The sequence below is a fragment of the Orenia sp. genome, from assembly GCF_055140805.1.
Genome location: NZ_JBSQYM010000126.1, coordinates 1 through 11214, shown reverse-complemented (window position 1 = coordinate 11214; position 11214 = coordinate 1). Strand labels below are relative to the sequence as shown.

General features: G+C 32.7%; 10 protein-coding genes and 1 riboswitch. Of the genes, 8 read left to right on the top strand and 2 right to left on the bottom strand.

Going from position 1 to position 11214, the window contains the following annotated elements; genetic code table 11:
* Window positions 1-180: 180 nt before the first annotated feature.
* The 6 genes from ACTCDL_RS11855 to ACTCDL_RS11830 all read left to right on the top strand — a co-directional run bounded on the left by ACTCDL_RS11855 (window position 181) and on the right by ACTCDL_RS11830 (window position 6389).
* A complete protein-coding gene (locus tag ACTCDL_RS11855) occupies window positions 181-1074 on the top strand; it encodes an ABC transporter permease (RefSeq protein ID WP_463176783.1) in 894 nt (297 codons plus the stop codon).
* Window positions 1074-1871, top strand: a complete 798-nt coding sequence (locus ACTCDL_RS11850; RefSeq protein ID WP_463176780.1) for an ABC transporter ATP-binding protein — start codon at window positions 1074-1076, stop codon at window positions 1869-1871. Before ACTCDL_RS11855 ends, ACTCDL_RS11850 begins: the two co-directional genes overlap by 1 nt.
* A gap of 432 nt (window positions 1872-2303) precedes the next feature.
* Complete coding sequence (locus ACTCDL_RS11845; protein WP_463176775.1) at window positions 2304-2666, top strand: Na-translocating system protein MpsC family protein; 363 nt, start codon at window positions 2304-2306, stop codon at window positions 2664-2666.
* A 623-nt stretch (window positions 2667-3289) separates the two neighbouring features.
* A complete protein-coding gene (locus ACTCDL_RS11840; RefSeq protein ID WP_463176773.1) occupies window positions 3290-4513 on the top strand; it encodes an L-lactate MFS transporter in 1224 nt (407 codons plus the stop codon).
* 393 nt (window positions 4514-4906) lie between these two features.
* On the top strand, window positions 4907-6112 hold the full coding sequence (locus ACTCDL_RS11835) for an NAD(P)/FAD-dependent oxidoreductase (RefSeq protein ID WP_463176771.1): 1206 nt from the start codon (window positions 4907-4909) through the stop codon (window positions 6110-6112).
* A gap of 61 nt (window positions 6113-6173) precedes the next feature.
* On the top strand, window positions 6174-6389 hold the full coding sequence (locus ACTCDL_RS11830; protein WP_463176768.1) for a YuzB family protein: 216 nt from the start codon (window positions 6174-6176) through the stop codon (window positions 6387-6389).
* A 79-nt stretch (window positions 6390-6468) separates the two neighbouring features.
* Here the strand turns inward: ACTCDL_RS11830 and ACTCDL_RS11825 are convergent, their stop codons facing one another.
* Complete coding sequence (locus tag ACTCDL_RS11825; RefSeq protein WP_463176766.1) at window positions 6469-7476, bottom strand: polysaccharide deacetylase family protein; 1008 nt, start codon at window positions 7474-7476, stop codon at window positions 6469-6471.
* A 247-nt stretch (window positions 7477-7723) separates the two neighbouring features.
* Between ACTCDL_RS11825 and sfsA the strand changes: the two genes are divergently transcribed.
* Both sfsA and metK read left to right on the top strand, forming a co-directional pair.
* Entirely contained in the window at window positions 7724-8422 is a 699-nt protein-coding gene (gene sfsA, locus ACTCDL_RS11820; protein ID WP_463176763.1) for a DNA/RNA nuclease SfsA, read from the top strand.
* A 102-nt stretch (window positions 8423-8524) separates the two neighbouring features.
* Window positions 8525-8626, top strand: a riboswitch (SAM riboswitch).
* A 126-nt stretch (window positions 8627-8752) separates the two neighbouring features.
* Entirely contained in the window at window positions 8753-9934 is a 1182-nt protein-coding gene (gene metK, locus ACTCDL_RS11815; RefSeq protein ID WP_463176762.1) for a methionine adenosyltransferase, read from the top strand.
* Between the two features lie 138 nt (window positions 9935-10072).
* Here the strand turns inward: metK and ACTCDL_RS11810 are convergent, their stop codons facing one another.
* On the bottom strand, window positions 10073-10657 hold the full coding sequence (locus tag ACTCDL_RS11810) for a DUF5610 domain-containing protein (RefSeq protein ID WP_463176758.1): 585 nt from the start codon (window positions 10655-10657) through the stop codon (window positions 10073-10075).
* Window positions 10658-11214 lie beyond the last annotated feature (557 nt).

The window sequence follows — 11214 nt, the reverse complement described above, 5'->3', positions numbered from 1 at the left end:
TTATAATGATAAATTTACTAGCCACAGGTTTCAACCTGTGGTGATGGTGATATGTTACACTACGGGTTAAAACCCGTAGCTAAAACTTAAAGTGTCACAATCTCCCCATAATCAGATATCACTATATTATAATTTAACTGGAGCAGTAATTTGAAAAGTAATTGAGTAGGAGGAGTAGTTATGAATGTGAGTGTGATTTTAAGTTCTATTGAGCAAGGATTGGTCTATGCAATTATGGCTTTAGGTGTTTATTTGACCTTTAGAGTCTTAGACTTTCCTGATTTAACTGTAGATGGTAGCTTTCCTTTAGGAGCAGCAGTAGGTGCTAAACTGATTGTATCGGGATGGAATCCAGTGTTAGCAATTATAGTAGCTTCTCTATCTGGCTTATTAGCAGGTGTATTGACAGGAATCTTAAATACTAAGCTGAAGATAACTGGATTATTATCAGGGATTCTGACTATGACAGCCCTTTATTCAATTAATCTAAGGGTGATGGGAAGAGCTAATATTTCTTTATTGGGAAGTAATAAAATCTTTGAATTGTTGACATCTTTGGGTATATCTGAAAAAAATAGTACCTTTATTTTCTTTTTGTTAGTTGTTATGATCGTTAAGTTATTAATTGACTGGTTCTTAAAGACAGAGCTTGGTCTAGCTTTGAGAGCTACTGGTGATAATAAGCAGATGGTTAGTAGTTTAGGAGTAAATACGGATTTAACTGTAATTTTAGGTTTAGGGCTATCAAATGCTTTAGTAGCATTATCTGGTGCTCTAGTAGCTCAATATCAAGGGTTTACAGATGTAAAGATGGGGATCGGCATGATTATTATCGGTTTAGCTTCTGTTATTATTGGTGAAGCTATTATTAGAAAGAGTGATATTAAATGGGCTACTTTGGGAGTAGTTCTGGGTTCAGTAATCTATCGATTAGTAATTACTATAGCTTTAAGAATGCGTCTAAACCCCAATGACTTAAAACTAATCACTGCAGTTTTAGTAATAGTTGCATTGGGAGCACCAGCAATTAAAGAGCAGTTTGGCTTTAGAAAGTTAGGAAGGGGTGCTAAGTAATGTTAAAGGTTATTGGTGGAGTAAAGATATTTAACCGAGGTACTATCAATGAGAAGATAGCTTTACAAGGTGTTAACTTAGAGATGGATAAAGGTGAGTTTATTACAGTTATCGGTAGTAATGGTGCTGGTAAATCGACTTTATTGAATGTAATTGCAGGGAATTTAATTTTAAATCAAGGTCGGGTAATTGTTGATAATAAAGATCTGACAAATAAATCTGATCATCAGCGAGCAAATTTAATTAGTAGAGTCTTTCAAGATCCTTTGCAAGGAACAGCAGCTTCTATGACTATTGCTGAGAATCTAGTTTTGGCTTTAAAGAGAGGGTCGCGCTTAGGTTTGGGTATTGGTGTAAAATCTGTTAGGCGTAAGAAATTCCAAGAGGCTTTAAGTATCTTGAATTTAGGTTTAGAGGATAGATTAGATGATAAGGTTGGATTATTATCTGGTGGGCAACGACAGGCACTTACCTTAATAATGGCAACTTTACAGAAGCCAAAGGTGTTGTTATTAGATGAACATACTGCAGCATTAGACCCAAAAACAGCTCAAAATATTATAGATATTACCCAAAAGTTAGTCAAGCATCATGATTTAACGACATTAATGGTTACCCATGATTTAGATCACGCTATAGAGTTAGGAACTAGGACTATTATGATGAATAATGGTAATATTATCTTAGATATTAATGGTGAAGAACGAGAGGAAATGACTATAGATGACTTGCTTGATAAGTTTACTAAGGTTAGTGGTCATCGACTGACTAATGATCGAATATTGTTAGCGCAATAGAATATGATTGGATACTATACAGAGTTTTATATATAGATAAACAACCCTAAAAAGAAATTTAAAATCTTATTTTTTGCCACGAATCTACACGAATAAATACCAATAAAAGATAAAGAAATTTAAAATCTTATTTTTTGCCACGAATCTACACGAATAAATACCAATAAAAGATTAAGTGAAAATATAATTATTATTTGATTTTAATTCGTGGCTAATAATTCTTTTATTTTTATTTCACTTTAAAGTTGGACATCTATAAATAATTGCTTACAAAAGCTTAATATTATCAAAGTGGTTTTAGTCTTGACAACTAAATAGCTTTATTTTAAAATATATTTAGTCTATTAAATCCGTAATAAATTGAGATAAAATATATATCATATTAACATATATGTTAATATGATATATATTTTTTTGTTAGGAGGGAAAGCTATGACAAAGGGTCAATTAGAAGCAAAAATTAGCAAAGAATTGACACAATGGGAGAAGGATTTTCTTGGTCGGGGTCCAGTTATGGTAAAGACTGATATCCTTCGAGATATGATAATTGTTGTTTTAAAGGGACTTATAACTCCTGCTGAACATAAGCTGTCTGAGACAACAGAAGGTTTATTATCTATTAAAAGAATTCGTGCTGATTTGGTGGAAGCAGGACGGGATAAATTAGGTGAAATTATCAAAGAACAGACTGGTGAAGAGGTAGTTATATTCCACAGTGATATTAGCACAGAAACTGGTGAGAGAATCATGGTCTTTAAATTATCTGCTAATTTAGAAGATAAAATAGGTTCTTAATAAAGGGATAATGGAATTTAAAGGGTGACTAAGCTTTGATAGAGCTAACTTGATTATTTTATAAACTGATAAGCATCAATTTTGCCTTTGCAAGAAAATACTTGACAAGGTGATGTTATATCGATATAATAAGGAAAGCAATTGCCGAGATAGATTAGTATATCTGTTAGTTTATATTGAAAGTAGATTTTAAAATCAGCAATAGCTGATAATAGTAATGGAAATCAAGATTGAATTTTTAATGCTATCTTGAAAAGATGTATGTTAGTTAGTCTAGTTAAGAGAGTATTATGATAACATATAAAAATAGAAAACTGACTTGACAGGCAGAAGAAAGGTATAATATACCAGTCGTATGTAGGTCAACACCAAATTAGTTAAGATTAATCTTAACTAATTTGGTGTTGACCTTTTTTTGTACATTTAAGCATAAAGTTTAATAACATTTAATAAAGGGAGGGACTGTAGGAGTATATGAACTTATAAGTATAGAATAGTTATTATTATTATTAATTTGGAAATTATAAATATAGTAAAGTCTATTAAGTCAAATTATTTCTATATCTATGTTATCATAACTTCAATTAATAAAATCATCAAGATAATTAAGAGGAGGAGTTAGTATGTCAAGTCCGAATATTTCTAAAGGTAGCAAGAGGTGGTTATATATACCTTTGGGATTGATAATCTTTATGTGTATGGGAACAGTCTACGCTTGGAGTGTATTTAGAAAACCAATAGAAGGCTTATTTAATATAGGTGCTACTGAGAGTGGCTTGCCTTATATGTTCTTTTTAGTCTTCTATGCTATAGGAATGCCGATTGCAGGAGGCCTAATAGATAAGTATGGTCCTAGAATTATGACTATAGTTGGTGGTGTATTTATTGCTACTGGTTGGATTCTTTCAGGTTTTACTTCTAATATTATCATGTTGACTATAACTTATGGAGTGATTGCAGGAACAGGAGTAGGAATAGCCTATGGTGCTCCTATGGCAGTAGCTGCAAAGTGGTTTCCTGATAAGAAAGGTCTAGCAGTAGGGTTGACCTTAGGGGGCTTTGGATTATCTCCATTTGTGACAGCACCACTAGCTAATTGGTTGGTAGCTTCCTATGGTCCTTTTGCAACCTTTAAAATTTTAGGGATTGCTTTTGCTATAATTATTACAGTTTTAGCATTGCCACTAGAGTTTCCTAAAAAAGAGTTGTTGTCAGAAGCTGATAATAACAAAGAGGTTAAGCAAGATGAGATAGACTTAGATACAAAAGAGATGGTGAAGACATCAACCTTTTATGGTTTATGGACCTGCTATGTAATTGGAACCTTAGTGGGGTTAATGGCTATTGGAATTTCAAGTCCCGTAGCTGAGGAGGTAGTAAAGCTAAGTTCTAGTACTGCTGCTTTGATGGTATCTTTCTTTGCTATCTTTAATGGTATAGGTAGACCTATTTTTGGTAGCCTCACAGATAAGCTAGATCCTAAGAAGGCAGCTATTATCTCATACAGCTTAATAATTCTAGCTTCAATTATAATGTTAAATGTAGGAGAAGGTAATACTATTTTATACGGTATCGCTTTTGCTTTGTTTTGGTTAAACCTTGGAGGATGGTTAGCTATAGCTCCTACTGCTACAGGAATATTCTTTGGTTCTAAACATTATAGTAAAAATTATGGTTTCTTATTTACCGCTTATGGCGTTGGGGCAGTATTAGGAAACTTGTTGTCTGGTAAATTAAGAGATATATTAGGGAGTTATTTATATACTTTTTATCCAACTATTGGACTTGCGGTCTTAGGGATAATCATTGCAATTTTAATGTTAAAAGAGCCTAAAATTGAAAATTAATTTTTATAAAGGATGCAGTTTTGCATCCTTTATTTTTTTATAGCTTAATTGATTATAAAATTAGAAGGTATTTCCACCAGTTTAGTATAAATACTATAATTAAGTCCTGTATGATTAATATAATTACAGGCTATGCTAGTTTAATATCTGGTGATTGTTAATGGGGATATTGAGACACTTTTAAAATTAGCGTGAGTGGGTGTGTGAGTGTGAATAAGCCCTAATAAAAAGAGATTTTACACACACTCACACTCATAGCTTACACTCGACACGGAAGTGTCGCACTATCTTTATAAAGAATCATTTTTCTACTAGCATGATGTATCATTAATAATAAGTAGTAAGAATAGAGAGAATAGTTTTAAGAAATCTTAAAAAAAGGGGGATAAAGCAATGGAAGAAGTAGTAATAGTAGGAAGTGGTATAGCTGCTATTAGTGCAATTAAGGCTATTAGAGAGTATGATCAGGAATGTAGGATTGAGTTGTTTGGAGAAGAGAGTAGCTATCCCTATAATCGGATCAAACTATCAAAGGGATTAATGGATGATATTAAGGAAGATAAGATTTTAATAGAAAGGAAAGAATGGTATGATGAGAATGATGTAGAGTTATATTTAGATACAAAAATTACTGCTATAAAGCCAGATAATAAAGAGATAGTCTTAGATAATGGTGAGCTGATCAGTTATAATAAGTTAGTGTTAGCTAATGGAGCTAGAAACGCCACTCCACCTATTAGTGGAATAGATAAAGAAGGAGTTTTTACCTTAAGAGGATTAGCAGATTCTAGAGAGATCAAAGATTATGCTGAAGATAGTAATAAAGTCTTAATTATTGGTGGAGGGGTATTGGGCCTAGAGATGGCATGGGCTCTTAGTCAAGCAGGTAAAGAGGTTATGGTAGCTGAGATATGTTCTTATTTGATGCCAGAACAGTTAGATGAAAAGGCCTGTCAAATCTTAGAAGAGAGAGTTAGAGAACATAATATTGAGCCTTTAGTGGCTACAGCTATTAAGGAGATAATCGGTCAAGATAAGGTTAAAGGCGTTGTAACTGCTGAGGGAAAAGAGGTGGAATGTGATATGGTAATTTATTCTACTGGAATTAAACCTAACTTAGACATACTAGAGGGAACAGAGATAGAGACTGACTTTGGTGTTGTTGTAAATAATAGAATGCAGACAAATTATCCTGATATTTATGCTGTTGGTGATGTATCAGAGCTAGATAATAAAGGGTTTGGGTTATGGCCAATTGCCATTGAGCAGGGCAAGATAGCAGGGTATAATATTGTAGGTGAAGATGCTAGCTATCAGCATATCATTCCAACAGTTATGCTCAATGCCTTTGGACTATCTTTATTCTCTATAGGAGATAATGATAAGCGAGATGGGATAGATACAATTTGTGAAGAGCAAGAGAATAAGTATATCAAGGTTATGATTAAGGATAGAGCTGTCATAGGTGCTATTGTAATAGGAGATATGAGTAAGTCGGCTACTTTGCGAAAGGCTATTAGTCAAGGAATAGAATTAGCTGATTTAGACTTTACTGATGTATCAGTTTCAGAGTTAATAGAGATAATAAAGAGTAAGTAGTGAACCTTGACTCTTAATATTTACTTAGGAATCATCACTTATTAATTTTGGAGGTGAAATGATGGCAGTAGTAAGCTTTTGTGAAAATAACTTTGTCCATGGGGTTGAAGAATTAATTGATAGATTAGAAGAGCTTGATGATGTTAGTGTAGAAGTTGAAGCTTGCTTGGGATTTTGTGGTGACTGTGCTATGGGACCTTTTGCTTTAGTTGATGGAGAGCTTGTGCAAGCAGAGACAGCAGATGAATTGTATCCAAGGATTAAAGAAGAAATTTAATCCTCTACCTCGTCTTATAGACGGGGTTTTTAAATCTATTATTTATGTATTGCCAAGCCTTTAAAGGCTTGACTTATCATTATCTCCTATAAGCAGATAGTGATAATAAATCATCAACTGTAACCATTTCAATACCTTTATCTTGTAATGTTTCAATAATAGTTGGAAGTGCATTAATAGTTGGCATTAGACTCTGCCCCTTTCCTCCAGCAGAGTGGAAAAGAAGAATTGCACCTTCATGAATATCTGGTAATGTTCTGGCTAGTACCTCTTCTTTGCTTTTAGCTTTCCAATCTAAAGAATCTATAGACCAATGAATTACCTTATAGCCCATATTATTAAGTTGTTCTAAAGTAGAACTATTTGCAGCACCATAAGGTGGTCTCATTAGTTCAGGTCTCTTATTGATAATTTTTCTAATAGAGTTATCTGTATCACTCATATCCTTCTCTAATTCATTTTTAGTTAGAGTATTTAGATTATTATGCTCCCAAGAATGACTAGCAATAGTATGACCTTCTTCATATATTCTCTTAACTACAGCAGGGTTCTTTTCTACCCTCTGTCCAACTAAGAAGAAAGTAGCTTTTACATTATACTTCTTCAATACATCAAGTACTTGAGGAGTATATACTGGATCTGGTCCATCATCAAAGGTTAAAGCTACCTTCATAGTATGAGGCCCTTTACGGTATATTTTTTTAATATTTTCTTTTTGTTTGGGTTTTGCTATCACAATATCATTATTATTTGTCCAATTGGTATTGCTATATTTTGTATTAAAAGAACTATTAGAGCTTTTTCTCCCATCACTAGCTACCTTATTAAAATCATAAGAATTAGAACTTGTTTTTTTATTAGTAGAAGGTAGACTTAATGCTTGTCCAGAATAAATAATATTAGGATTACTAATATTATTAACTCTAATTAAATTAGAGATTGAAGTATTGAATTTTTGTGCAATTGTAAATAAAGAGTCACCTGACTGGATTCTATAGATTTCACTAGCATAACTACTTGCAGCTAATGCAAAGATTAGTATTGTTGATAATACAAGGGCAACTATATATTGTTTGTTTTTTATCACTTTCATATACCTCCTTTTTTAATTGGCTGTGATTAGAATAACACATGTCATCTCTAATCTCAATCTGTAAATAATGGGAAGATAAATACATTTTATAGAATTTAATAACAAATAACGGAAGAATTATGGTGATTAAAAAGAAAATTAAGATTTAGTAGAGAATTTTATAATCAACTTTGAGGTTAAGTAGGTTTAAAACTTAAGCTTATACTCAGACTTAAACTTAATAATGGAAGGAGCTAGGTATATGGCAAAGGTAGTAATGGATAGAGAACTTAAAGAAGGAAGATTAATTGTAAGAGAGAATAGGTTTGTAGCTAAAGTTGATTTAAAGGGAGAGGAAGTTAGGGCTTATGTCCCAAATCCAGGGCGGATGGAGGAGTTAATGATCCCAGGGACTAAAGTCTTTGTAGCTCATTACCCTAAAGCCAATCGGAAGACTGAGTATAGTTTATTATTAGTAGAGTATAATGATAAGTTAATATCTATAGATAGCCATTTGACTAATAGGTTGGTAGAGAATGCCCTCTTAGAAGGTGATTTGCTTCAATTTAGGGGTTATGAAGAGATTAAGCCAGAGTATACTTATGGTAATAGTCGCCTAGACTTTTATTTAAGAGGAAAGGGTGAGAAATGTCTAATTGAGGTTAAGTCTGCAACTTTGGTAGAAGAAGGAGTAGCTAAATTTCCAGATGCTCCAACTAAAAGGGGGAGACGCCATTTAGATGAATTAATTAAAGCACATCAGGAAGGTTACAGGGTAGCAGTAATCTTTATCATTCAAAGGGCTGATGCCTATAAGTTTACTCCCCATCAGAGAATAGATCTAAAGTTTGCTAAGAAATTGAAGGAAGCTGCTGAAAATGGGGTAGAAATTTATGCTTATAATTGTAATATAACTACTACAGAAGTCAGTATCAACCAAACAGTAGAGGTGGATGTATAAGGTCAACTGTGATCACGCAAAATATAAAGGGTGACTATTGACAAATATCTCTTAAAGTGTTAGACTAATGGAGATAATAAATTTATTAAAAAAAAGAATAATGATACATCAAGAGTAGTGGAGGGACAGGCCCTATGAAGCTCGGCAACCACCTGTAAAGGAAAGGTGCTAATTCCTACAAGGAGATACCTTGGGAGATGTTTAGGTTCTTATTAACTCATCTCTCCTTATAGGAGGGGTTTTTTTATTTTAAATCAAACAGTTAAGGGTGAGCAGAGTACACTATACACTGTAAACTATTTATTACATATTATTTAAGGAGGTAATTAAATGAGTAAGAGATATTTATTTACATCTGAATCAGTTACAGAGGGGCATCCAGATAAAGTAGCTGATCAGATTTCTGATTCTGTATTAGATTCAATTTTACAGGAGGATCCACAGGCAAGGGTTGCTTGTGAGACTACAATAACAACAGGTATGATCTTAATTTCTGGTGAGATTTCTACCAACTGCTATGTTGATATTCCTAAAATTGCTCGTAATGTAGTTAGAGAGATTGGTTATACTCGTGCTAAGTATGGTTTTGATGCTGAAACTTGTGCAGTATTGACTTCAATTGATGAGCAGTCTCCTGATATTGCTCAAGGTGTAGATGAGGCTTTAGAGGTTAAAGAAGGAAAAGAGAGTGAAGAGATTGGTGCTGGGGATCAAGGATTAATGTTTGGCTATGCTAGTAATGAGACTGAAGAGTTGATGCCATTACCAATTACTTTAGCCCATAAATTAGCTAGACGTCTAGCTAAGGTCAGAAAAGAGGAGGTTTTGGATTACTTAAGACCTGATGGTAAGACTCAGGTAACTATTGAGTATGAAGATGATAAGCCTGTAAGGATTGATACTATTGTTATTTCAACTCAACACCATCCAGAAGTAAGTTTGGAACAGATAAGGGAAGATATGATTGAATATGTAGTTAGGCCAGTGATTGATACTAATTTATTAGATGATCAGACTAGATACTTTATCAATCCAACAGGTCGTTTTGTAATTGGTGGACCACAAGGGGATGTAGGATTGACAGGGCGCAAGATTATAGTTGATACTTATGGTGGAATGGCTCGTCATGGTGGAGGAGCTTTTTCTGGAAAGGATGCTACTAAGGTAGACCGATCTGCTGCTTATGCTGCTCGTTATGTAGCCAAAAATATTGTAGCAGCAGGTTTAGCTGATAAATGTGAGGTACAATTATCTTATGCAATCGGTGTAGCTTATCCTGTATCTATTATGGTTGATACCTTTGGGACTGCCAAGATTGAAGAGAGTAAGATTGTAGAGCTAGTAAATAAGAATTTTGATTTAAGGCCAGGAAAGATTATTGAAACTTTGGATTTACGTAAGCCCCATTATCGTCAAGTGGCTGCTTATGGTCATTTTGGTCGCAATGATTTAGATTTACCTTGGGAGAGAACTAATAAGGTAGAGCAACTAAAAGCTGATGCTAGATTATAGAAAATAAAATAGAATGAATAAAATTAACCCTAGATGGATATCCATCTAGGGTTAATTTTATATCTTATAGGCTAAATAATGATTAAGTAGTCTAGTGGCTTAGAAAGATAGCATTAAGCCTGATATTTTCAAATTATTTTATTGTTTATGAAATTTCTGTTCTATTAATAGTTTACTGACAAATTTTTTGATTTCTTCTTCAATCTCAATAGATTTAAGGTCAGAAGGTTTCTTATCCTTTAATTCAATGTTATGTTTGGCAAACCAGTTGTCTAATTTTTCTATTATATGACTATAGGTATTATCAATTATCTCTTTTATGATTTCTTCTCCATGGAGGTTATCGATAGCTTCTTCATAACCTAGGGTAATTCCATGGTGAGATACATGATAAAAGTTATTTAATATAGCCATCTCATTAGCTGGGTTTTCTTCTTTATAGACTTCATACATTAATTTTAGGAAAGTAAAAACATTATCTGAGATATTATCTATTGAAAAGCTCCTATCGTTATTATCTTTAGGGTGATTATTTGGCTTAGAGTAAGTAATTTCATGATTATCAACTCTATGCTTGAAAGAGATATCTACAAAATCATTATTATGATGTTTATTATCTCTTGCTTTGTTTTTATTATTTTTATTTTTTTTTGAATTATTCTTACTTATTTTAGCAATTTTGCTGATTGCTTTAATAGGGTTAATCTTGTCATGTTTTTCCACAATAAATCCCTCCTTTTTATGGGAGTGTTATTATTATTATCGGATAATAATAATAATTGTTAATTTTAATTAATCTTGAAGAGCTTTGATTAAATAAAGTATGCTTTAATATTAATCGATAAGCTAAGATATTTCTATTATTTTTAAATTCTACTAACTAATGTTTCTAAGCTAAGTTTATGCAAATTATCTTGAGATTATTGAAGATTTATCTGTGGGAAAAATAATAAAATCACTTGACAAAGTGATCAATTAATATTATAATTTAGATAACGATAATCATTACTAACTAAGAATTGATAAATTCCTCCCCTTAGTTAAAATGGTTTTACTTAAGTAACAAGCCTCCCTTGTTATATATAATCGTTAAAAAGCTGGTATTTCGGATGATACCAGCTTTTTTTATTTTTTGAATAATATTATGTATTTGAATTGAAAATGAGGTATTATGGATATAGTGTGACACTTTAAGTTTTAGCTACGGGTTTTAACCCGTAGTGTAACATATCACCATCACCACAGGTTGAAACCTGTGGCTAGTAAATTTATCATTATAA

Bases quoted from the DNA above. Each gene is read 5' to 3' on its own strand.
- ACTCDL_RS11855 (WP_463176783.1), top strand. From the start codon at position 181: ATGAATGTGAGTGTGATTTTAAGTTCTATTGAGCAAGGATTGGTCTAT.
- ACTCDL_RS11850 (WP_463176780.1), top strand. From the start codon at position 1,074: ATGTTAAAGGTTATTGGTGGAGTAAAGATATTTAACCGAGGTACTATC.
- ACTCDL_RS11845 (WP_463176775.1), top strand. From the start codon at position 2,304: ATGACAAAGGGTCAATTAGAAGCAAAAATTAGCAAAGAATTGACACAA.
- ACTCDL_RS11840 (WP_463176773.1), top strand. From the start codon at position 3,290: ATGTCAAGTCCGAATATTTCTAAAGGTAGCAAGAGGTGGTTATATATA.
- ACTCDL_RS11835 (WP_463176771.1), top strand. From the start codon at position 4,907: ATGGAAGAAGTAGTAATAGTAGGAAGTGGTATAGCTGCTATTAGTGCA.
- ACTCDL_RS11830 (WP_463176768.1), top strand. From the start codon at position 6,174: ATGGCAGTAGTAAGCTTTTGTGAAAATAACTTTGTCCATGGGGTTGAA.
- sfsA (WP_463176763.1), top strand. From the start codon at position 7,724: ATGGCAAAGGTAGTAATGGATAGAGAACTTAAAGAAGGAAGATTAATT.
- metK (WP_463176762.1), top strand. From the start codon at position 8,753: ATGAGTAAGAGATATTTATTTACATCTGAATCAGTTACAGAGGGGCAT.